Below are 22811 nucleotides of genomic sequence, written 5' to 3'. Positions count from 1 at the left end.
TTATAATAACTACTGTTGTTAAGCGACACATCCGATCTTTGGAGCATGGCTGCCCCCCTGACCACAAATTCGTCGGGACTGGACGATACTTTCTGAGTCAACCAATATTGACCATGAAAATACCTGGCTACGAGTGGCTGTCCGGTGACGGTCCATGTTCCCATCGTCAGGTTATTGGATATGGCAGAACATGCTCCACCGCCACCTGAGGGATTGACGGTGATACTCACCGGTACGGTACCACTCTGACAGGCTCCGTTCACACAGGAAACCTGGTAAGTGGTGCTGACAGTAGGTGAAACACTTACTGAAGCCCCTGTTTGCCCGGTACTCCAGGTAATGGTACCCACAGAGCAGGAAGCAGACAAGGTAGTACTTTGGCCGGAGGTAATGCTGCTGGCAGAAGCTAATACATTGCTTGGGTTGGTAGGGGTGCTGCACCCTCCGCCACCGGAAGTGGTCAGATACAGATCTACCCAGTCGGCGTGGTCAAAGTTCATATCTTCCAGCTGGTTGACAATCAGCTCCAGGTTATTCTTCCCACTGACGTTAACATTGAAGGCTTCGGCAGAAGTATTGTTGCCATGCACCTGGGAAGTCCAGATAACAGTCCCATCAGCTTTGATGACAAACTGCACTTTGCCAGAGTCATAAGCATTGTCTGCTTCATCATCCCTGCCTACTTTTCCGAAGAAGGTGCTGTACTGGCCGGATAAATTATAGGTTACAGTATTAGGAGCGTGAACTCCCAGGCCCTGAAAGTACTGTACACCTCCGATTTGCATGGTGTTCATGTCATTGGAAACATTGGTATTGAATGAGCCGGAAGAAGGGCTTAAGGTTAACAGGGAAACTGTTCCGGATGCGGATCCGGATTGAGAAATTACCAATGATTTAGACATCGTTTCTCCCAAAGGACCAACACCGTTAAAAGTAATGGTTGCATTTCTAACATTGCTTCCTGAATTAGTGAGAGTTTGTATTTTGACATTCGTTGAACCGAAACTTCCTGATGGATTTTCTATAATAGAAAGCCATCCACTACCTCCTGTTATTGTGCTGGTCCAGGTCATATTCTGAGAGTAAATCTCAGCTACCTTTGTCTGTTGACTTCCAGATAAATTTATTTGATTTGTCGAACCAACAATTTCAATTCTTGGGTTCTTGTCCACTTCATTTGGCCCAATAAAAGGAGCAGTGATTAAATAATAATTTTTACCTGTTGGTCTTACGAAACATGTGTAAAAAACTTTTGCAGAGCTAAATCCGGGCACATCATAAGTATCTGTACTGCCTACATTGTCTTCTATACCATCTTCATTTTTTACCCATTTAAATTCTGCAATAGGATAATCCTGAACAACTTTTAACCTTATGTTACCGTTGCTGAGTTTTTCATAAGTTAATCTGGCAATTGCCCCCATGGCTTCTTTGGGTGTGTTATTCCATAGTCCGGCGTTTTTCCACATTTCGCCTACAGTATTGTGCGTCGCTCCATGAAAATGTATCTTTTGAAAAGGACCTCTTCCTGGAGGTAGTATACCATCCGTATCAATTCCTGTTTTTTTAATAGAAGAAGCAAAAGAAACATTAGACTGGGCATTTCTAATTCCAAAATTAGGGTTAACAGTGCTGTTGTCAAAAACGTCAAAATTGGGAGGATTATATTTTGTATGATAAGAAACCTTCGAAATATTCCAGGTTAATGGCCCCCAGGTAGAGCCACTTGGATCAAAAGCTGACTGAATATTATCTACCATACTTTTCAGATAACTTTGATAAGTAGATTCGCTCATGCTTTGACTCGCATCCGCTTCTCCCTGATGCCAGAGTATTCCCCTGTGGCCTACAATGTTTGCTTGTCTCTTCAATAAATTCAAGAGACGATTATAGTTAGGAGTACCTGCTTGCCAGTTGGTAATAGAAGAGCCATCAATGGCTACATTAAAAAATTGAACGGGTACATTCTGAGCGGCAACGTATTTTTTGCCTAAGGGGGCCCAACACCACGAATCGGTACCTACAGGAAAAATAGGGCGGCTGTATATTGGCTTCTGATTTCCAAATTCGTCTGGGTAAGAAAGATTTACAGTATTTAGTTCTTTTTTTAGAGTTAACTTTTCAAAGCCACGCAAAAAGGAAATTCCTCCTCCTGGCTTCATAGTTTCCTGTTCAGTAAGAGCATCTGAAGACTTTATCATATCTTTTTCTCCAATTCCAATCACTCTCACAGCATCTGGTAATTGAGAATCATTTAATGTATTGTCATACCCAATAAGGCCTTTATCCCATACATAGGGAAATCCGCGGGCGTTCGACTGACCTGCAATAACAAAGGTATCGCCAACACCAATTTTAAAATTTCTCTGTGTATAATTTCCAATTGCCGTGCCATTCTTGTCAGAAATAGCAATATGGGCAGAGTACCAACCGGACGGTATATTAATATACAACCTAAAAACACCATAGTTAACTCCTGTAATCTTGACAAGGTCAATATTCCAATATGCATTATTTATATTATTAGGTTCGCCCGTGTTTAAATCAAGGCCGATTAATACCAATTTATAATTGTAAAGAGATGTACTGTCTAGTCCGTATCCAATTGTGCCGCAAAAGCTCACATTTGCTCTGTTATCACTTTGTCGTTGAATTACACTTCCATTAACTGGATAAGTAATATTGACTGCCTGCCCGAAAGAATTGACCATAAAGATCGTACAAAGCAAGGCCACCCTTGTCAAAAGGTTTGTATATTTTTTCATCGTAATGTTTGTATTTGGGAATTTACTTTTGGTTGAGATAGGCCTTGGTTGGGACTAAAGGGACTTCAAGTTGGTAGTACGCATTTAATGTTTTAATAAACTCATTGGCGATCACCGCCTGACCCAAAGCAGTTGGATAAATGCCGTCGACCGAAAAGAAATTTCCATTAGGGTAAGAAGGGTCTATTCTCACACCATCTTCGGTAATGTATTTACCACCAAGTATCTTAGCATAAAGAGACTTCAAATCTACCACCGGGTACCTCGTAGCTTTGGCAAAAGAAACTATGTTAGAATTATATTGATCAGTATAATAGGTTAAATTTGTCAAACTTGTCAGAGCGTAATTTGGTGCTTTTTTCATACTCATGTGGACCTTTGGACTTGCAATTGAATCCATTCTTGCACTTGGCAATACCCGATATTCTTCTTCATTAATTCTATCTGAAATCCAATCAAGATATAGCCCACCTAATCCTTTTTTTAATTGAGATTTTGTAATAAAGTTAAAATATGGAAACCCTCCCGGATCCGGTATATTGGCAATGCATCCTTTACGTCCTTCTTTTTCATATATTTTCAATAAAGTCAACAAAGGAGGTTCTGTTCCACCCGGTCTTCCATTATCGAATGGTGAGATGCCGGAAACAGATGCGTTGTAAAAAACATTATCACAAAATTCCATAGTGAAGATGTCCATTTTTTGTTTAGTATACTCATCAAGCATAATCATGTCAACTTCAAAGTCCATGCGATCATGATAGGAGCCTATTTCCGTCATAGGAAAATTAAAGCCATGAAGACTAATGTTTGGTGATGCCCAGTTATCAATTTCAAACCGGCTTTTCTTTATTTTTTTTGGGATCAATTTATCTCCTGATACTCCAAGAATTCCCAGGTTATTAGTTGACCTCTTAAATTTTGGAGCAGGTCCACCGCTTGGATTAAACTCAGTCCTTACAATTCTTCCAAAACCGTTGTAATCGGATGGCTCAAAAAGTGGCTGTTCAAATTTTTCGATGCCCATTTGCCGGGCAACCAAGTTAGGAAATGAAGTCATGATCCCTTCATTAAAATATCCCCCATCCCTGTATCCCGCAGATATACTACCACCTATGGCGACGTACCTTAACGATTTCCCGTTCAATTCCGGAATTAAGTCGTTCTTCAATTTACTGAGATCTGGCTTTTTTAAAGGACGGTCATGAAGTTTAATCTCTTTGTACATTACCAACGTATCCCCCAAAACAATAGAATTGCTTTTAAGATATTTGTAGTTTTTTACTTTGTTGAAATCTTTTTCAATCCTGGTTTTAACAGTATCTCCATCTACGATGGAATATTCTGTATTAAGATCTACAACAGGAATAATATCCTTTGTTCCGCAACTCAAAGCCAGTGCGGTAGCTAAAAAGAGTGTAGTCATTTTATATTTATTTTTCATTTTGGTTGCGTATTAAAGTTGGTATGTAAAACTTCGTGTAAAGGTATGCACAAAAACTAATAACGTATAAATATTTATAGGAATTTTAGATTATTTTTATCTTTACTTTATAATTTAAAATCATAATATATTATATATCAACACAATATATTAATGACATTTTATTTTAAACAATTTCGAACTTCATATGTTAACAAGGATGACTCTTTCCTACTTTCATTTTGATTAAATTATTTGCAAGTTATCTGACATCCAAATAAGCTTTGGTTTTAATCAGCGGGATGTTTACTTTATAAAAGTTATTCAGGGTCTTAATGAACTCGTTGGCTATAACTGCCTGACCGAACGCTGTAGGATAAATGCCGTCATTAGAGAAGAAGTTCCCGTTTGGATAAGACGGATCTACCCTAACTCCGTCGACAGTAAAATATTTACCCTGTATGATCCTGTCATATAATAACTTCAAATCAACAACCGGGTATCCATTTTCTTTTGCAAAAGCGGTTATGTTTACATTATTGTCTTCCACACTCATTCGGGTACGGTTTAAATCATTGAAGGGATTGTTTGGTTTGACTTTGATGCCAAAAGGAATCTTCGTGCTGGCCAATGAGTCCATTCCTTTGCTTGGCCTTACCAGGAATCCCCCTTTTGAAATATTTTCAGAAATTCCTTCCATATAATTTTTCCCCAGACCAGATTTTAACTGTTTCATGGTAATGAACTTAAAGTATGGAAAGTCTGACGGATCCGGGATATTCGCAATGCAGCCTTTACGCCCTTCAGCGGCGAACAGTTTTAACAATGTATATAACCCATGTTCTCCGTTAGGTCCTCCTGCGTTGAAAAAGTTTGAAGAGGTATTAGCAGCCCCCATGAAAACATCATCACAGAACTCGATGGTAAACAGGTCCGACTTTTGTGCGTGGTAAGTATACAACATTGGCACAAGCCCTAACTTCATGCGTGCGAAAAAAGGATCTCCCGAGTAATTGACTCCATAATTCAAAGCGTTCATTGTGGCACCTGGCCTGGCCCAGTTGTCAATTTCCTTCATGTTTTTGGTTATTTCTCTCGGAATCAACCTCCCATTGACAATACCTTTAAATCCGGTATTATTGCTCACCCTTTTGAACTTTGGGGCCGGCCCTCCCCCGGGATTTCGTTCTGTCGGAAGATTGCGGCCAAAACCGTTATAATCTGATTTATCAAATAAGGGTTGTTCAAACTTTTCAATCCCCAATTGTCTGGCAATCAGGTTGGGAAACGAAGTCATGATGCCCTCATTAAAATAGCCACCATCCCGGTAACCGGCAGAGATACCACTTCCGATAGCCAGGTACTTTAAAGATTTCTCCGTCAATTCCGGATCTGAATTATTTTTCATTGTACTTAAATCCGGATTTACCAAAGGCCTGTCATGCAATTTAATATCTCCGTACATCTTCACAGTATCGCCTACAGCAATGGAACTACTTTTCAGATACATATAGTCAATCCTTGTAAAAATGGTATCCCCATTAAAAACAGAATACTCTGTATTAATTTCAGCAATCGGAGCCGGGTCTTTTGGCCCACAGCTTACCGCCAAAGCAGCCAGAAACAATGATGGGATGTTTTTTGCGTGTTTCATTTTCAATTTGTTGTTTAAGATTTATCAATTATCGAGGTACTCCCTAGTGCTAATCAAAGGAATCTGCATTTTATAAAAATTGTTCAGCGTCTTGATCACCTCATTGGCAATCACTGCCTGCCCAAACGCTGTGGGATAAATGGCATCCGAAGAAAAGAAATTGCCTTTAGGGTATGAGCCATCTACTTTAACTCCATCATCCGTGATATAAGTACCTTTGATTATCTGCTTGTAAAGGCTATTGATGTCTATTACAGGAAAATTAAAAGACTTTGAAAGACTTTCAGTTTCTTTATTAAAACCTTCAACGCTAACAGTTATTAACTTTTGTTCTTCGTCTGTCAGATAGCTATATTTACTTAATGGTTTATCATATGAAAGCCCTTTTTTCATCGAGATGTGAACCTTGGTTCCTAACAAAGAATCAATTTCTGATGTAGGTAATATTTTGACATTTTCTTTGAAAACCATGTTTTTGTTGACTGTCTCAATGACCTTGTTGACTTCATCTTTACTAATAATATTAAAATAGGGTAAATCCGTAATCAAAGGTAAATTCAAGAAATAGCCATATTTTGCTTTACCACTTGAATGTAAATCTTTCATAAAAGTCATTTTCCCATGATTTCTAATCACATCCCCAAGATTAGAAGCATTGTCATAATTGAGATTATTGATTCCTTCAGGATATATTTGGGTACCAGGTGCAGACGTAATTTTAAATACAAACCACGTAATTATTTCCTGCCAACCAGTTTCAAAAGAGATAAGGTCAAAATTGCCATCAAAAACTTTTCTTGAAATTGATTTTAAATCTCCTCCGTAAATTCTTGATAGAACTTGTCCTGATAACGACCCATCAAAAGCTAAATTCCCGTCACTGAATTGGTAATCAAGAAGAGACCGATTACCTGAATGGAAATTTTTTACTGCAAGATTATCCGGCTTACCGAGGTATTTTTTCAGTGTAACATTATCTTTTTCAATTTGTAATACCCCACTATTATTCTTCACCTCCTTAAACTTAGGGACCGGACCACCTGTATAATTTACAGAAGTTGGCACTTTTCTTCCAAATCCGTTATAGTCTGCTGCATCAAACAAAGGTTGCTCGAATTTCTGTAAACCCATCTGCCTGGCCACAAGGTTTGGATAAGAAGTCTGAATACCTTCATTAAAATACCCTCCATCCCGTACTCCTGCAGTCAGACTTCCGCCTACTGCAATGTACCTGAGTGGCTTTCCTTTCAATTCGGGGTTGTCATTGTTTTTGATATTTGATAAGTCTGGAGTTACCGAAGGGGGAGTATGTGGCTTCGATTGCCGGTAAGTCACTACCGTATCACCGATAATAAGGTATTTGGGACTCAGGATGTCCACATCCTCTACTTTTTTGTTGTATTCGTCCACCCGGGTCTTGACGGTGTTCCCCTCGACAATGGAGAATTCCGGATATTCTGATTTGGGAATAAGATCATTTGATCGACAAGAAAGCAAGAGGCTGCTAACACAACAGAAAGACAAAACTGCGGGAATTCTGATTTTACTCATATTAAGTTTACTTTTAAAAGTTGGCGACACAAAACTAGAAAATATAATCTTCTTTTTCTCCTAAAACTTATTATACGGTAAATCATTTTCTGAACGCAAAATCAATATACGACACTACACCTACCCTTCAAACATTGTCAATACTTCTTAATCAGCATTTATTGTAAATTTTTCTTAACTGCATGGTACTCTTTTACAAATATTTTCATACCTTTGCCCCCTCAAAATAGATTAATAAAAAATTAAACATATAAAGAGATGGCAGTTACTCAGTTAAAAAGAAAAGGTAGAAAAAACAGAGCGGTAGCAATTAATAAAGTTTCTGAAGTTAAAAGATTGACTTTGAAACCGACGATCACTAAAGTGGATGTGGAAGAATTAAAGGCCAGCTTTGCTAAATAAGCAAGATATTTTTTTATAAAAAAACTCCTGAAAATCAATTCAGGAGTTTTTTTGTGTCTTGTTATCTGCTGGTTTTTTATCTGCCGGCTTTTCTGACCTGGCAGCTTTCTTCTTCATGGCATTCTGCTTCCGGAACTGCTTTTGCCGCTCTTTGAACAACTTTTTGCTTTTGATCTCGGCTTTGTAAGCTATCCCCTTTCCGAAAAACACGATGCCGGCGTTGACCACCGCCAGGCCAAGCACCCCCAGGAAGATCCAGGTGGCTGTATGCATACTTTTCATTCGCAAAAAAGCTGCCTCGCTAAACAAAATGAGTCCCAGCGATACCATAAGCAAACCGCCCACCGAACAAAGCAGCCATTTACTTTTTAACGACAAATTGTCAATTAGTTTCTGTCCGGGAGCCTTCTTGTCTTTTATAATCATTTTTTGATTTGTATTTTTGGAGATTCTTTTGAACTCAGTAAAATTAAAGATATTCAATAAAAATAATAAATGAAATACCTGATAAGTTTTTTAATTCGTTTTGTTCCACGCAAATATCTGCAATTGTTCAGTCATTTTCCATTAAAAGTCTACTCTTTTTTCATGAAAGGGGATAATGTGGAATGTACCGTTTGCAGTCAGAAGTTTACCAAATTCCTTCCTTACGGCCGTTTACACCCCAGGGAAAACGCCCTTTGCCCCAACTGCCTGGCTCTTGAAAGACACCGCCTCATGTATCTGTACCTGAAAGAAAAAACGAATTTCTTCAAAGACAACCTCAAGGTACTGCACGTAGCTCCCGAATATTGCTTTATCGACCGGTTTGAAAAGATGTCAAACCTGGAATATATCACCGCCGACATCGAATCTCCCCTGGCCAAAGTCAAAATGGACATTGAAGACATCCGGTTTCCGGACAACAGTTTCGATGTTATTTTCTGTAATCACGTACTCGAACACGTGGAGCATTTTGATGTGGCTACCAAAGAGCTCTTCAGGGTATTAAGACCAGGAGGCTGGGCCATCATGCAATCGCCCCAGGACATGAAAATGGCCGTTACCCTGGAAGACCCCACCATTACAGACCCGCGTGAGCGTGAAAGGGTATTTCTGCAGTCGGATCACCTGAGGCTTTTCGGCAGAAATTACGGCCAGGAATTGTCAAGAGCTGGTTTTCAGGTTACTGAAGATCAGTTTGTGACGGAAATGCCCGTTGAATTAGCCAAACGTTATGCCTTGCCGATGGAAGAAATTGTTTACTTTTGTCAAAAGTAATCAACCTTAAGAAATGAAGCTAAATAATAAAGTCGTACTGGTCACCGGTGCGAACTCCGGCATTGGGTTTGCTGCCAGTCTGCAGTTTGCCAAACAAAAATCAAAGGTCATCGCCCTCGACCTATCAGCAGAAATCAACCCCGAACTGGCAAAAAAACTTTCTTCTTTAAATGCCCAGTACTCCTATTTCTCCTGCGATGTTTCTGATTTTTCGCAGGTAAAAGAAGTGTTTGGTAAAATATTACAACAATTCGGTCACCTTGATATACTGGTGAACAACGCAGGAATTTTAGGACCCAGGCAAAAAACAGAGGACTATCCCGAAGATGATTTCGACAAAATAGTAGATGTCAATATCAAAGGGGTTTATTATTTCATGAAAGTAGCCCTGGCTCATTTTTCGGAAAGAAAACAAGGCGTCATTGTGAATACTGCCTCCGTGGCAGGCAGCCTGGGCATGGCGGGGCACATCGCCTATTCAGCCAGCAAGCATGCTGTGATGGGCATGACCAAAACCGCAGCCATTGAATACGCCAAACTGGGCATCAGGATCAATGCCGTTTGCCCCGGTTTTACTCAGACTTCGATGCTCGACCATGCCGATGCAGATCCTCAATACAAGGAAATGATCAGGTACTCGACTCCGATGAAACGTTTCGGAGAAGCCGGTGAAATCGCTGACGCCATTTTATTCCTGGCTTCAGACCGCTCGACTTTTATCACCGGCCAAGGCATTATTTTAGACGGAGGACTATCAGTACAATAGCATCATTATGAATTACACAGAAGCATTTTCATTAAAAGATAAAGTGGCCATCATCACCGGTGCCAGCAAAGGCATTGGTGAATCGATCGCAAGGTTCTTTGCGGCTTATGGGGCCAAAGTAGTCATCAGCAGCCGTAAACAAGCCGACCTGGAAGTTCTGGCGGAAGATATCCGTAAGCAATCCGGCTCGGAAGTGTTGCCTTTTGCGGCCCATTCAGGAGACATAAACCAGTTAAAAAAACTGCTCGACAAAACCACAGAGGTTTTCGGCGGGGTAGATATCCTGGTCAATAATGCCGCTACCAACCCTGTTTTCGGGCCTGCCCTGGATTGCGACGCAGCGGCCTTTGACAAGATCATGGGGGTCAATGTGAGAGCCCCGTTCGAGTTCTCCAAAATGGTGCATCCCGTCATGAAAAGCAGGGGTGGCGGAAGTATCGTGAACATCAGCAGTATCGCGGGCATTACCCCTGATCCGGGATTAGGCATCTACAGTGTCAGCAAAGCCTCATTGAATATGCTCACCAAAGTACTTGCAAAAGAATGGGGGCCTGACCACATCAGGGTCAATTCCGTTTGTCCCGGCCTGATCAAGACCAAGTTCAGCCAGGCCCTGTGGGAAAACGACAAGATCCTGGAGCATTTCACCAAACGCCTGCCGATTGCGAGAATGGGCTCTGTGGAAGAAGTGGCTGCCTTAGTGCTTTATCTATCTTCTGACGCGTCAAGCTATACCACCGGTGGCATTTTCTCTGTTGACGGCGGAACAGTTATCTAATTTAGTTTTTCATTTAATTCAGTATTCATGCTTTACGACTTCGATAAACCGACCGACAGGAAAAATTCAAACAGCTATAAATGGGACAGGTATGCTCCGGAAGTGATCCCGATGTGGATTGCCGACATGGACTTTGAAGTGGCTCCTCCAATCAAACAAGCTTTGATTGACATTTCAACCCACGCGATAGTAGGATATAACCATACCCCCGATGAACTCACGGAAGTCGTCATAGAGAGACTTAAAACCCGGCATGGCTGGGAGATCCAAAAAGAGTGGATTGTGTGGCTTCCGGGGCTCGTACCAGGCCTGCATACTGCCGCCAGGTGCATCAGCGACGACTATTATGCGGTGATGACCTCCAGCCCGGTATATAAACCGTTCCTGGAAGCTGCCGAAATAGGCAAAAGGAGACTACAGAATATCCCCTTCATCTGGCAGAACGACCGCTGGGAAATGGATTTCGAAGAAATGAAGAGGACCGTCAACCCAAGTACCAGGTTGTATATGCTGTGCAATCCGCACAATCCGACAGGCAGGGTATTTGACAGGTCTGAACTGGAACAACTGGTCGCTTTCTGTCTTGAAAATAACCTGGTACTGTGTTCTGATGAAATACACTGCGACCTGATCCTTGACGACACCAAACAACACCTGAGTATAGCGACGATCAGCAAAGAGATTGAAAACCAGTCCATTACTCTGCTGGCTCCGAGTAAAACCTTTAACATTGCCGGACTGGGTTGTTCCATAGCCATTATTCCCAACAAAGAATTACGTCAGAACTTCGAAAAAACGATTTATGGTATCATGCCGAGGCCTACCGGGTTTTCTTATGAAGCCGCTTTGGCCGCCTACAAAAGTTGTGAAGACTGGAGAGTCGAGCTGGTAGCCTATCTCAAACAAAACCATGATTATCTGCTAAAGGAAATGAACAGCATTCCCGGCCTGAGTATGATCGCCGCAGAAGCCACCTACCTGGCCTGGATCAATTACGAAAAAACAGGTATTGAGAATTTCACGGAAGTGCTGGAGAAAAACGGCGTTGGGGTCATGGACGCTAAGATATTCGGAGGAGAAAAACACTTCAGACTCAACTTCGGTACCCAGAGAGCAGTGCTGGAAGAAGCTGTGAAACGGATTAAAAATAGTTTGAGTTGACCTTTATAACAGCGGTAACAGCGACGTAATGTAAACGTCGCTGTTACTGTTAATTATGCATTATTACTCATCCATTCTTCAATAGTAGACTTCTGAAAATGTAACCTTGCCGCCATCACAATAGCGAGAACAGGCCCTATAGACAAGCCCACAAAAATGAACAACACAAAAACGGCAAATAAAACATAAATACTCCAGCCGATCTTTTTCAGATCTTCTTCATAAATATCATACCCTGTCAGTTTCATGGCACAATAGGACGCATACGCAAGAACGGCCCAGGAAAGTACAGGAAGATACCCCAGTAATTTCCCGCTGAGAAAACCAAGGCCAAGACTCAGAATTGAACCTAGGACACAAATAACAATAGCAACAATAGAAAGGATTTTGAGAGTTTTAGCTTCAAACATACGCGAAAGATTAATACTTTCCGGCATCCGGAAAAGCATGGGTTAAGGGATAATTAATGGTCATCTCCGAATATTTAAACGATTCCGGAATTATCCCTAAATCTATCAAAAGTTTCGAATATAGAAAAGAGTATCTGAATAACTTTTTAGAATTGCTACTAACTTTTTACACCTATGTGAATCCCTCGGGTTCATCTCTTCAATATTAAAATTTCACATCGTGCCCGGGCCTGAAGACACCGGGCAGATAATGGGGGGTTTACGTCTGAGGGCGTTTATTATTTGACAGGTGAAGAATAAAGCTTAAACCCTATAGCTTACAGCTAAAAAGCTTATTTCAGCAACTGATAAACCACCAACGCAGATACATAAGCCAACACACTCATATAAACCAGCTGAATCATCGGCCATTTCCAGCTCTTCGTTTCCCTGTAAACTACGGCGATCGTACTCATACACATCATGGCAAATACGTAGAAAATCAGCAGGGAATAAGAAGTCGCTACCGAAAATACCTGCTCACCCGTCACCGGATTCTTTTCATTCCTCAGGCGGGCCTTAATGGTGTTTTCGTCGGCGTTGTCTCCTCCGATACTGTAGATCGTCGACATGGTACCTACAAAAACCTCACGGGCAGCAAATGACGCAATCAGGGCAATACCGATTTTCCAGTCATAGCCCAGAGGTTTGATGACAGGCTCTATCACCTTGCCGAACATCCCGGCATAAGAAGACTGCAGCCTTGCTCCTGCTATTTTATTATCAAGGTCTGTTTGCTCAGCTTCCGGATTTTCGGCGATCACACGTGCTTCGGCCTTGTCAAGGCTATCACCCGGACCATAAGTAGAAAGCACCCAAAGTACAATGGAAATGGCAATGATCACCTTCCCGGCTTCAAAAACGAAAGTCTTGGCCTTTTCAAAAATAGTAAAACCGACCTGGCTCCAGCGGGGCATTTTATAGGTAGGCAGCTCCATCACAAAATAACTCCTCTCTTTGGACTTCATAAAACGTTTCATCAGCCAGCCTGCGATAAGAGCTGAAAAGAAACCGAGCAGGTACAGTGACATCAGAGCCAGTCCTTGTAAACCAAAAATACCGAAAACCGTATTCTGAGGAATCACAAGGGCAATTAAAATCGTATAAATCGGTAACCTGGCCGAACAACTCATCAGAGGTGTCACCATGATCGTAATCAGACGGTCTTTCCAGTTGCCTATCGTCCGGGCAGACATAATCGCAGGAACAGCACAGGCCATGCTTGAAATCAATGGTACCACACTCTTGCCGCTCAGACCGAATTTCCGGATCAGTTTATCCATCAAAACCACCACACGGGCCATATAACCCGATTCTTCGAGCAGCGAAATAAAGGCAAATAAAAAGGCGATCTGGGGAATGAAAATCACCACACCACCAATGCCGGCAATCAGACCGTCGGTTAATAAATCCGTCAGCTTGCTTTCAGGCAGTATGGCCTTGAGCCAATCCGTTAAGGCTCCCATATTCTCGTCAATCCAGTCCATCGGATAGCTGGCCAGTGTAAATACCGACTGGAATATCACAAACAAAATCGTAAGAAAAATGAAGTAACCCCAGAACTTGTGGAGCAATATCTTATCCAGTCGTGTCGAGAATGTCTCTTTTATTTTTTCTTCCTTCTGAATGCTGATGACCTGATCCAGGTTGTGAGCAATGTCAGCATACCTGTTAATGACTTCGTCAGATTGAAAACGGTCTGCATCAAAACCCGATTTTTCAACCAGTGCCTGCAAATCCTTCTGCTGATCAAAGCTCAGGAAAGATAGCTTGGGAGTTTGTGCCAGGTATTGAGCAGCGAGGTATTCATTCTTTATTCCAAATTTCTCTGTTACCTGACTGACAATGGCCTTGTCTTTTTCATCAATCACAGCGGGATTCAGATGTACTTTCGGTGATTCAAGGTTTCTGGCGATCACCATTTTCAATCCCTGCATTCCGATGCCTTCGCGGGCATTGATCTCTACTACCGAGACCCCAAGCAGTTTCTCAAGTTTAACAGAATCTACCGAAACTCCCACTTCATTGGCGGCATCAAGCATATTCAAGGCCAGTATGGTAGGTATTCCCAGGTCATTAACCTGTTCAAAAAGCAGCATATTACGCTTCAGGTTGGAAGCATCAGCCACCACTACAATCAGGTCAGGATAGTCTTTGTTGGCAGGATTGGCCAGAATTTCAAGCACTACCTGCTCATCGAGGGAATTGGGATATATACTGTATGTACCCGGAAGATCAATGATTTCAATTTCAGTCTGATTGTTTAACCGGCAGAAGCCAATTTTCTTATCAACCGTCACTCCCGGAAAATTTCCGATCTTTTGTCTGAGTCCGGTGAGCTGGTTAAATAGAGATGATTTTCCAGAATTTGGATTGCCAATTAATGCTACTTTCATAAGGACGGGACGGGCAAATTCAGTTTAAGGGAAAAGAGATATTGATCGTGGCAGCTTCTGATTTCCTGAGAGACAACTGGTAGTTTTCACCCACAGAAATACAAAACGGACAGCCCAGAGGTGCGATAAAGTCTAGCTTTACTTCAGTACCCGGCAAACAACCCATTTCCAGCAATTTCAAAGATAATTTACTATCTGAAAACGAATTGATAACCCCAATCTCCCCCAGCTTTAAATCAGCTACCGTCATCTGCATAACATAATTAGATTCATTATAAATAAGAACACAAACATAAGCAATTTTGTTCTTACCTCAACGACTTACTGACAAAAATCATAAATCAGGATGCCTCAGAGATGAAATTTCCGAGTTGTTTTCTGTAATCTTCTATCTGATTCTTTGTAAAAGATTCGTCCCAAAGGAGTTCGCCGGCCATGATCAGAGCTACAGTCTCTACAGAATCAATGGTAGCTTGCCAGTCCGTCAGTTCAAACCTGATTCGCCTGGCGAAAAAATCACGGAGGGTAACAGCCATCTCATATCTGGCTGCATACAAAGCCTCTGCTTTTATATAAGGATAGTCTTTATGGATCAGAGCTGCCAGTCCGGTATTGTCTTCACACAAAGCTAAAACCGCACCTGCCTGATCTCCGTATTTGGATTTCAGATGGATAACAGATTCCTCGCTGATGCCGGATTTTGTGGTCAGTTCTTCCAGTTCAGACTGCCCGTCACCGGCTTTATCAGCCCCGTGAAGCTTATGATCCGGGGTTTTACAGGTTCGCTCTGTTTCCAGAATCCTGCAGGCCTCATCTACCGCGTCCTGGGCCATGAGACGGAAAGTGGTCCATTTCCCGCCCAAAACACTCAGCAGGTTGCTGGCATGGTCATGTTCAATTTCATGGTCACGGAGCAAGCTCTTGGTATCCTTCCGGTTAGCTGCCAGCAAAGGCCTTAGCCCACCGAAACCTGCCTGTACTTCACTTTTGGCAGGAACCTTATTCAGAAACGGACTGATGGTTTCCAGCAAATAATCAACTTCCGCACTTTCCAGCACAGGTTCAGCATCTGTGCGGTTGTCGGGCGTATCGGTGGTACCGACCATTACGATACCCTCAAAAGGAATCACAAACACCACACGACCGTCTTTTGTTTTCGGAATCAGGATAGCCTCGCTGCCGTTAAGATATTCTTTTTTGAGAATAATGTGGACGCCCTTGCTTGGTCTGATACGCGGTACCTCCTGCGGATTAGCCATCAGGCGTATTTTATCGGAAAATACGCCGGTACAATTGATAAATAACCTGCTTTTGATTGAAAAAACATCGCCGGAATTTCTCTCTCTGACCTTAACCGCAGTAAGCTGACCGGAGGCTTCTTTTTCAAATCCGAGAACTTCGGTATAGTTGGCTACTGCAGCACCGGCTTTATCTGCACTTTGAACCAAAGCAAGACAATACCGGGCATCATCCAGCTGGCCGTCATAATATAAAACACCGCTGTGTATGCGGGAAGACATATTTTTTATCCTGTCCAGGGTCTCTTTTTTACTGAGCCACCTGGCTTTCGGAAGGGTGTCATTTTTGGCAAACCAGCCGTACATCACGAGACCTATCGAAAAATAAAGTCCTTCAAACCAGGAAAAAACAGGGGTAATAATGCCGAGAGGGCGTGCCAGGTGCGGAGCATTCGACAGTACGAAGTGCCTTTCAGCCAGACCGTGCCTGACTTGTTTCAATTGCCCGAAATCAAGGTTTTTGAAGGCCTGCTCCAGGTATCTGACCCCGCCGTGAATCAATTTCGTAGATTTGGAAGAGGTCTCAGAGGCAAAGTCTTCTTTTTCGATCAAGGCTACCCTGAAGCCTCTCAAAGCAGCATCAAGAGCCACTCCGGCCCCGGTAGCCCCGGCCCCGATAACACAAATATCAAAAGTTTCTTCCCTGAGTTTTTGCAGATTTTTTCCCCTGTTCATTAGGCTAAGTGAGCTTCTGGTTAATATGCCGACAAGTTAATGAATATCCCTATCAGCCCAAAGCCAACGGATTTATATTTTTATTTCAGAACGAGGTACAGGCATTGAAATTCCGCCATCAATGGGTTAAAACATTGATGGCTCATATCAGGTTTATTCGCCCGGCACAAGAGACACCTCTTCTACGCCGTTGTTCAAAACCACCGTATAACTTTTCAATTCGATGTTAAACGCTGCTTCATAGGCCTTGGTGGCAGAAGCGATAAAGTCTTCAATCCCATCATTTTTGATCAGGTTGATGGTACAGCCTCCAAAACCGCCGCCCATCATTCTTGAGCCTAGTACATCTTGATTCAGCTTGGCTTGCTCTACCAGAAAATCAAGTTCTGGACAGCTCACTTCATAGTCATCTCTCAGACCTTCGTGGGTTTCATACATAAAATCGCCGAATTCCTTAAAACGGCCACCTGTAAGGGCACTGCAGGCCCTGCCTACCCTTTCTATCTCTGCCACAACAAAGTGGCATCTGCGATAAACTACGGGCGGGAAAAGGCTCTCAATGGAGGTCAGCTGAGACAGCGAAATATCCCTGAGTGAAACCACAGCAGGAAATTGCGTCTGAATGATGGCCACACCCTCTTCACATTCTTCACGGCGTTTGTTATAAGCGGTTTCCGACAAATTGTGTTTGACGCCGGTGTTGCACAAAACAATCGAATGATTTTTGGTCGGAAGGTCAAAATACTGGTGTGTCAGGGCCCTGCAGTCGAGTTTGATCACAGCGTCCCTTTTTCCGAACAGGGAAGCATACATATCCATGATGCCGCAATTCAGTCCCGCAAACTTCCGTTCTGCCCTTTGTGCCACCTTGGCCAGCGTGAGCCTGTCAACCGACAATCCGAAGAGCTGGCTCAAACCATAGCCCATGCCTGTTTCGACAGCGGCAGAAGAAGACAGTCCGGCTCCCAATGGGATATCACCGCCAAAAGCCAGTTCAAAACCTGTGGGTATCTGGTGTCCCTCTTCCTGAATTTCATTAATGACTCCGATAAGATAGTTAGCCCATTGTTTCGGAGATTTGGCGTAATCGTCTAAATTTATCTCATGGTAGTCATCCAGATCTACTGAATAAAACCTACATAATCTGTCTTCCCGTTCTCTCAAAGCAAAATAAATAGCTTTATCAATGGCCGCTGGCAATACAAAGCCATCGTTATAATCAGTGTGTTCTCCGATTAAATTGATTCTTCCCGGCGACTTGATGACGGTTGTTGGATTTTGATTGTAAATTGACTCAAACTTCGAGCTAATCAATTCTGCGTTCCACATTTCACATTCCATTTAAATTCAAAATCGGGTATATTTTGAATTAATTACTAATTATATTAAATTATAGAGGTAAAGTTTAATTCGGTGTCTTCATGGCCACCGTGTTCTTACTGTTATCTTTAAACAAGCGGCCGACAATATGGTCTCCCAAAATAAACCCTTGTTTCATCCCGTTATCTATCGCATCTGTAAAATGTATCCCTCCGTAAAGTCTTGATATCGCCGCCTCTTCAGCTGCATGTCTGAATGATGAAAAGCTGCGTGCTTTCAATCCGAAACGAACCTCCACAATATCTGTATATTTAAAATTTTCACCAAAAAAATGAGTCAGAATAACGGAAGCAGTCGATGAAATGGTCGAATGTCCACTCAGGTATTCCGGGAAAGGGGGTGTCTGAAGCATAGGACGCCATTTCGGGTCAATGAATTTTCTGATAGCCGTTTCGGGTCTGACCCTGTCGCTGCGGTATTTTTCATCCCAGCAAATGATAAAAGCATCCATCAGGCTCATAGACAGAGTGGCATAAACCTGCATGGATTGCTCCAGACTGAATTTGGCCTGGTCACAGGCAATGCCCGCAATACCCATCCAGTGGGCACCCGGAGAAATCTTCTTCATACCGACCATCAGGTGGCCGTTGTCCTGCAGGGCAAAAGGATTGCAATCCCAGAAAGCCGCGATTTCGCGGTGTTCCTGTGGCAATTTCTGATGATAAACTTCTTCTACCAGCTTATAAAAAGCTGAGCCCTTCTGATTCGAGAACGGTACAGGCGGAACCGGTTTAAACTGTGATGATGAATCGAGGTTAAACGATCGTACAGTAAAGAAATACGGCTCAACCGCCGCAAAATACCCCGGAGGTGTCGGATACCAGTACCCTTCCTTCATTTTGGGTGTATAACGCGGAAAATTACTGATCTTATTGTATTTATCCCCTTTTCCGTAAGGCAGGATCTGCTTGCTGATCTGAACGGCATACTCCAGAGAATTCCTGATAACTTCTTCTGAAAACCCGGCTTTCTGACACGAATCCAGCCATTTTTTTTCATAACCGTCCAGTAACTTACCTGAAGGCTGCATTTTCTTGGCCGTTTCGATCATGGCCAGTACAGCACTCATCTGGTAAGAATACGGCCCCTCAACTTTAGGTTTCGTGATGTCCGGATAAGCATTTACTTTCCCTTTGAATGAGGAAAATCTGGGATCGTTCTGTACGATCACCTCATAACCTGCCAGACTGGCATAGGAGAAAAAACGGGTAGCCAAAGGAGGATTCGACACATCATGCAGCATAACATCTGTCATCTGGGAAACCACCTTGCTGATTTCGTGGCTACCCAGTTCGGGCATCTTTTCCTGGCTTTTCTGACAACCGAAGCCAGCCACACCCAATAAAATATATAAGAATAATGACCTCATTTCAATTTACCAATTTGATTACTGCAGCTTATAAGCCTGCAACGGTTTCTGATTTATACCCAACAACAATAAATCACCCAGCGGAATAACGCTTCTGACATCTCCTTCTATGCTGAAACCACTCTCCAGTTTCGGAATGGCGGTAAACGTTCCCTTGCCGTCACCTTTCAGCAACAACCCGAAATTGGCGTCGTATTTTCCGAACTTAAGCCTGGCACGGTCGATATTGCCGCAAAGTAAAAGGTCTTTTTTACCGTCCTTGTTATAATCCAGGGAAGTGATTGTAAAAACAGGCGAGAACTGTGCCTCTGCCGGAAGGTTTACTTCTGCAAATTTCCCGTTTGTACCGGAAATAAACAAGGCCGTTTTCATAAAGTTTGCTTCAAGCCTTGTAGAACCGTCCAGCTCTTCTTTCGTAAAAATGTCGTTGATTGTCGCATCTGCATAAGACTTGTAGTCAGGGAAACGGGTCCGCATGATACTCATCTGATCCAGCATTTCATCACGGGTTACGTAAGGATAACTTTTACCCTGGATATAGAAAGTCAGGATAGGGTCAATGGCCCCGTTGTCATCAAAATCCTTAAAAATCATTTCAGCTGGCTCCTTCTCGCTGGCTTTTATCTGGGCATTCAATCCGAGATTACCCAACACAAGATCTGCTTTGCCGTCGCCGTTCAGGTCTTCCAGCAGCAATTTGTTATATAAACCTTTATAACTTTTGTCGAAGTAATCTTTGGTTACATCACTCAGCTTACCGGCATTCAGGGTAAGTACCGTCACCGGCATCCACTCACCGACCAGGATCAATTCAGTCTTTTTATCATTGTTCAGATCATGCCAGGCCGCGTCAGTGATCATACCCGCATTCTTAAGCTGCGGGGCAATTCTGGCTGTTTCGTCCTTAAACTCGCCTTTGCCGTTGTTAATCAGGATATAGCTTTGAGGGCTTTCCGGATACCTTCCCGGAATCACCCTGCCCCCCACAAATAAATCCTGATGACCGTCGCCGTTGATGTCTGTTGCTCTGACGCAACTTTTACTCACCAGCATGGCCGGCAATGCTTTCGGGCTTTTGGTAAAAGTACCTTTTCCGTCGTTCAGATAAAGTCTGTCCTGAAGTCTGGCGTCGTCAGGCGTGAAATTATGATATCCCCCGCTCGCTACATACAAATCAGTAAATCCGTCATGATTGGCGTCAAAAAACAAGGCATCGGTGTCCACACTTTCTTTATCAGCTTCAAACGAAGGCTGGGCTTTCAGGCTGAATGAACCGCTTTTACTTTGCAGGTAAACAGCCCCGGTCTGTCCGAAACCACCACCTACAAAAACATCTTCCAGGCCATCTCCATTCACGTCCCCCTTGACCATACACGGCCCCGAAAACGAAATAGGATTAACCAGCAATGGTTGCCTTTTGAAATCATTCAGTGTATTTTTAGTTTGCTGATAGGCCAGCGGTGAGGCTATTTTGGCATAAAAAGGCTTAACTGCCCCAGGCTTAACTGCCGTTTCTTTAGCATTTTTTTCTTCAAAGGTAAGCTGCTGATTGGCCTTGATGCCTTTGATCGTCTCGGATTTACCACTCAGCCAGACTACCTTCAGAGAGTCTATAGTGATGACTTTACCCAATCCAAAATGTAAAACCGGGGAAACGCTTGATTGGTATCCGCGTGTCGGCATCTGCTCGAGGTATTGTAACTTACCTCCGCTATATAAAGTCACTTTTGCACCGATACCCAGCTTATTCTGTTTTTCGCCACTTAATTTAACCTTCAGATAAGTGTTCTTTGATTGCTTTTCGGTATCATTCTGATAAATGAAAGCCGGAAGATTGATATTGTTAACCACCATGTCAAGATCCCCGTCATTGTCAAGGTCGGCATAGGCCGCACCATTGCTGTTGGCCGGCTGGCTGATCCCCCAGTTAGTGGTTACATTTTTAAAGGTCAGATTACCGTTATTTTTGAATACATAATTAGTCAGGTTGGATGACGGGATTTTCAAAACCAGGTCCAGCACATTCTGACGCTGGATATTGGCCTGGTTATTCGCCATAAAATCGCTCATGTATTTAAGAAAATCCAGGTTGGTGTAATCTCTCAGGTAACCGTTGGTTACAAAAAGATCCTTCCATCCATCGTTGTCATAGTCAGCAAATAAAGCACTCCAGCTCCAGTCTGTATTGGAGATTCCTGCCAGCTGCCCTACTTCCGAAAATCTCAGCTGGGTATTGGAAGCATCGTCTTTATCAACGCCCTGGTTAATCTGGAGCATATTCCTCATATACTGGTGGCCAAAACCTACTTTGAGGTTAAAATCAAATTTTTCATAGTTGTCCGGCGACATCAGCAGTTTCTGACGGCGATTGTCTTCCGGAAGCATGTCCAGGGTAAACACATCAGAAAAACCATCATTATTAATATCGGAAACATCACTCCCCATAGAAAAGTGAGAGGTGTGCCCTACGCTTTTAGTGATCTGGTTAATGAACCCGCCTTTTTTGTCGTTGAGATACAAGAAATCCGGAATGGTGTAATCATTCGAAACATAAAGATCCTGCCAGCCGTCTCCGTTGAGATCAGCTACACCAATGCCCAGTCCGTAAGATAAAGCTGAGCTTTGAAATCCGGCCTGGCGGGTGATGTCTTTAAAAACAGGTTCTCCGTTAGTATTTTTATCATGTCTGTAAAACCTCATGCCATTGGACGGGTCTTCAGTCTTTAACATTTCTGCGGTAGTAGCTTCATCAAGTACAGGCAGTGATTTAGGATTATGATTCAGTAAGAACATATCCAGGTCACCGTCTTTATCATAGTCAAAAAACGAGGCTTGTGTGCTGGTAGCAGGGCTGTCGAGTCCGTAAGCTTCTGCTTTCTCTTCAAAAACGGGTACCCCTGCCTGACCGTTTCCTTTGTTTATAAAAAGTTGATTCTTCCTTTTTTCAGGGCTCAGGTTACCTGAATAACAAACATAAATATCCAGTAAGCCGTCGCCGTTGACATCGGCCATGGTCACACCTGTTTTCCAGGGGCCTTCTCTCCCGCTAACTCCTGCTGCTGCGGTAACATCCTCAAAAGTCATATTGCCCTTATTGAGATACAGGCGGTTTGATTGCATGTTACTTGTAAAATATATATCCTCCAGGCCGTCATTGTTGACGTCCCCTACTGCCACTCCACCCCCATTGTAGAAATACTCATACATCAGAACGTTGGTATTGAGGCCCTCATTGATGATGTTCTGAAAATCAATCTTGGTTTTATCTGCTCCCAAAAGTGTAAACACAGCAGGTTCATCTGAAGCATCTGAACTTTCAGTCCCTTTGTCAGCCGTTTTACAACCTGACATAGTGAGTATTAAGAAAACAAACAATCCTGAAAACAGGTATAAAGGTAATTTCATAAGTAATGGTAATGGGGTCAAAAAAAATTGGGTAGACGAGTGATAACACCTACTCATCTACCCAATATTAAAAACTCAA

17 protein-coding genes are annotated in these 22811 nt (G+C 42.7%); 5 read left to right on the top strand and 12 right to left on the bottom strand.

Features of this window, described 5'->3' with window-relative positions:
• The 4 genes from GVN16_RS23645 to GVN16_RS23630 all read right to left on the bottom strand — a co-directional run.
• A partial coding sequence (locus GVN16_RS23645; protein ID WP_229244335.1) for an NPCBM/NEW2 domain-containing protein occupies positions 1-2162 on the bottom strand: 2162 nt, incomplete at its 3' end.
• A 625-nt stretch (positions 2163-2787) separates the two neighbouring features.
• The gene (locus GVN16_RS23640; protein WP_166566435.1) at positions 2788-4209 is read right to left on the bottom strand and encodes a hypothetical protein; all 1422 of its coding nucleotides are present in this window, start codon (positions 4207-4209) and stop codon (positions 2788-2790) included.
• 241 nt (positions 4210-4450) lie between these two features.
• A complete protein-coding gene (locus GVN16_RS23635) occupies positions 4451-5842 on the bottom strand; it encodes a hypothetical protein (protein WP_166566434.1) in 1392 nt (463 codons plus the stop codon).
• Positions 5843-5866: 24 nt separating this feature from the next.
• A complete protein-coding gene (locus GVN16_RS23630; RefSeq protein ID WP_166566433.1) occupies positions 5867-7393 on the bottom strand; it encodes a hypothetical protein in 1527 nt (508 codons plus the stop codon).
• A gap of 258 nt (positions 7394-7651) precedes the next feature.
• Between GVN16_RS23630 and GVN16_RS23625 the strand changes: the two genes are divergently transcribed.
• Positions 7652-7795, top strand: a complete 144-nt coding sequence (locus tag GVN16_RS23625) for a hypothetical protein (RefSeq protein ID WP_166566432.1) — start codon at positions 7652-7654, stop codon at positions 7793-7795.
• A 39-nt stretch (positions 7796-7834) separates the two neighbouring features.
• Here the strand turns inward: GVN16_RS23625 and GVN16_RS23620 are convergent, their stop codons facing one another.
• Positions 7835-8221, bottom strand: a complete 387-nt coding sequence (locus GVN16_RS23620) for a hypothetical protein (RefSeq protein WP_166566431.1) — start codon at positions 8219-8221, stop codon at positions 7835-7837.
• Between the two features lie 69 nt (positions 8222-8290).
• Here GVN16_RS23620 and GVN16_RS23615 point away from each other — a divergent pair, with 69 nt between their 5' ends.
• From GVN16_RS23615 to GVN16_RS23600, 4 genes are read left to right on the top strand one after another with little or no spacing between them, the layout of a single operon-like run.
• Positions 8291-9055, top strand: coding sequence for a class I SAM-dependent methyltransferase (locus GVN16_RS23615; RefSeq protein ID WP_166566430.1), 765 nt, complete (start codon positions 8291-8293; stop codon positions 9053-9055).
• A gap of 13 nt (positions 9056-9068) precedes the next feature.
• Positions 9069-9821: an SDR family NAD(P)-dependent oxidoreductase gene (locus tag GVN16_RS23610; protein ID WP_166566429.1), complete on the top strand. Its 753-nt coding sequence runs from the start codon at positions 9069-9071 to the stop codon at positions 9819-9821.
• 7 nt (positions 9822-9828) lie between these two features.
• Positions 9829-10599: a glucose 1-dehydrogenase gene (locus GVN16_RS23605; protein WP_166566428.1), complete on the top strand. Its 771-nt coding sequence runs from the start codon at positions 9829-9831 to the stop codon at positions 10597-10599.
• A 27-nt stretch (positions 10600-10626) separates the two neighbouring features.
• The gene (locus tag GVN16_RS23600) at positions 10627-11760 is read left to right on the top strand and encodes a MalY/PatB family protein (protein WP_166566427.1); all 1134 of its coding nucleotides are present in this window, start codon (positions 10627-10629) and stop codon (positions 11758-11760) included.
• Positions 11761-11813: 53 nt separating this feature from the next.
• Here GVN16_RS23600 and GVN16_RS23595 read toward each other — a convergent pair whose 3' ends face one another.
• The 7 genes from GVN16_RS23595 to GVN16_RS23565 all read right to left on the bottom strand — a co-directional run bounded on the left by GVN16_RS23595 (position 11814) and on the right by GVN16_RS23565 (position 22732).
• Positions 11814-12170, bottom strand: a complete 357-nt coding sequence (locus GVN16_RS23595) for a hypothetical protein (protein WP_166566426.1) — start codon at positions 12168-12170, stop codon at positions 11814-11816.
• Positions 12171-12502: 332 nt separating this feature from the next.
• Positions 12503-14605 (bottom strand): ferrous iron transport protein B, encoded by a 2103-nt coding sequence (gene feoB, locus GVN16_RS23590; protein ID WP_166566425.1) that lies wholly within the window; start codon positions 14603-14605, stop codon positions 12503-12505.
• A gap of 19 nt (positions 14606-14624) precedes the next feature.
• Positions 14625-14861, bottom strand: coding sequence for a FeoA family protein (locus tag GVN16_RS23585; protein WP_205748967.1), 237 nt, complete (start codon positions 14859-14861; stop codon positions 14625-14627).
• Between the two features lie 85 nt (positions 14862-14946).
• A complete protein-coding gene (locus tag GVN16_RS23580; RefSeq protein ID WP_166566424.1) occupies positions 14947-16578 on the bottom strand; it encodes a glycerol-3-phosphate dehydrogenase/oxidase in 1632 nt (543 codons plus the stop codon).
• A gap of 153 nt (positions 16579-16731) precedes the next feature.
• The gene (gene galK, locus GVN16_RS23575; RefSeq protein ID WP_166566423.1) at positions 16732-17907 is read right to left on the bottom strand and encodes a galactokinase; all 1176 of its coding nucleotides are present in this window, start codon (positions 17905-17907) and stop codon (positions 16732-16734) included.
• 76 nt (positions 17908-17983) lie between these two features.
• Positions 17984-19327: a vanadium-dependent haloperoxidase gene (locus GVN16_RS23570; protein WP_166566422.1), complete on the bottom strand. Its 1344-nt coding sequence runs from the start codon at positions 19325-19327 to the stop codon at positions 17984-17986.
• A gap of 18 nt (positions 19328-19345) precedes the next feature.
• A complete protein-coding gene (locus GVN16_RS23565) occupies positions 19346-22732 on the bottom strand; it encodes a VCBS repeat-containing protein (protein WP_166566421.1) in 3387 nt (1128 codons plus the stop codon).
• Positions 22733-22811: the final 79 nt, after the last annotated feature.

The sequence above is a fragment of the Emticicia sp. CRIBPO genome, from assembly GCF_009905725.1.
GTDB lineage: Bacteria > Bacteroidota > Bacteroidia > Cytophagales > Spirosomataceae > Leadbetterella.
Note: the sequence above shows the minus strand (reverse complement) of the source record. Positions and strands in the feature narration are given on the sequence as shown.

What these genes read in the sequence shown, in the direction of transcription:
- GVN16_RS23610 (WP_166566429.1), top strand. Translation starts at nt 9,069, where the DNA reads ATGAAGCTAAATAATAAAGTCGTACTGGTCACCGGTGCGAACTCCGGC.
- feoB (WP_166566425.1), bottom strand. Translation starts at nt 14,605, where the DNA reads ATGAAAGTAGCATTAATTGGCAATCCAAATTCTGGAAAATCATCTCTA.
- GVN16_RS23570 (WP_166566422.1), bottom strand. Translation starts at nt 19,327, where the DNA reads ATGAGGTCATTATTCTTATATATTTTATTGGGTGTGGCTGGCTTCGGT.
- GVN16_RS23585 (WP_205748967.1), bottom strand. Translation starts at nt 14,861, where the DNA reads ATGCAGATGACGGTAGCTGATTTAAAGCTGGGGGAGATTGGGGTTATC.
- GVN16_RS23565 (WP_166566421.1), bottom strand. Translation starts at nt 22,732, where the DNA reads ATGAAATTACCTTTATACCTGTTTTCAGGATTGTTTGTTTTCTTAATA.
- GVN16_RS23640 (WP_166566435.1), bottom strand. Translation starts at nt 4,209, where the DNA reads ATGAAAAATAAATATAAAATGACTACACTCTTTTTAGCTACCGCACTG.
- GVN16_RS23635 (WP_166566434.1), bottom strand. Translation starts at nt 5,842, where the DNA reads ATGAAACACGCAAAAAACATCCCATCATTGTTTCTGGCTGCTTTGGCG.
- GVN16_RS23595 (WP_166566426.1), bottom strand. Translation starts at nt 12,170, where the DNA reads ATGTTTGAAGCTAAAACTCTCAAAATCCTTTCTATTGTTGCTATTGTT.
- GVN16_RS23580 (WP_166566424.1), bottom strand. Translation starts at nt 16,578, where the DNA reads ATGAACAGGGGAAAAAATCTGCAAAAACTCAGGGAAGAAACTTTTGAT.
- GVN16_RS23620 (WP_166566431.1), bottom strand. Translation starts at nt 8,221, where the DNA reads ATGATTATAAAAGACAAGAAGGCTCCCGGACAGAAACTAATTGACAAT.
- GVN16_RS23630 (WP_166566433.1), bottom strand. Translation starts at nt 7,393, where the DNA reads ATGAGTAAAATCAGAATTCCCGCAGTTTTGTCTTTCTGTTGTGTTAGC.
- GVN16_RS23615 (WP_166566430.1), top strand. Translation starts at nt 8,291, where the DNA reads ATGAAATACCTGATAAGTTTTTTAATTCGTTTTGTTCCACGCAAATAT.
- GVN16_RS23600 (WP_166566427.1), top strand. Translation starts at nt 10,627, where the DNA reads ATGCTTTACGACTTCGATAAACCGACCGACAGGAAAAATTCAAACAGC.
- GVN16_RS23625 (WP_166566432.1), top strand. Translation starts at nt 7,652, where the DNA reads ATGGCAGTTACTCAGTTAAAAAGAAAAGGTAGAAAAAACAGAGCGGTA.
- GVN16_RS23605 (WP_166566428.1), top strand. Translation starts at nt 9,829, where the DNA reads ATGAATTACACAGAAGCATTTTCATTAAAAGATAAAGTGGCCATCATC.
- galK (WP_166566423.1), bottom strand. Translation starts at nt 17,907, where the DNA reads ATGTGGAACGCAGAATTGATTAGCTCGAAGTTTGAGTCAATTTACAAT.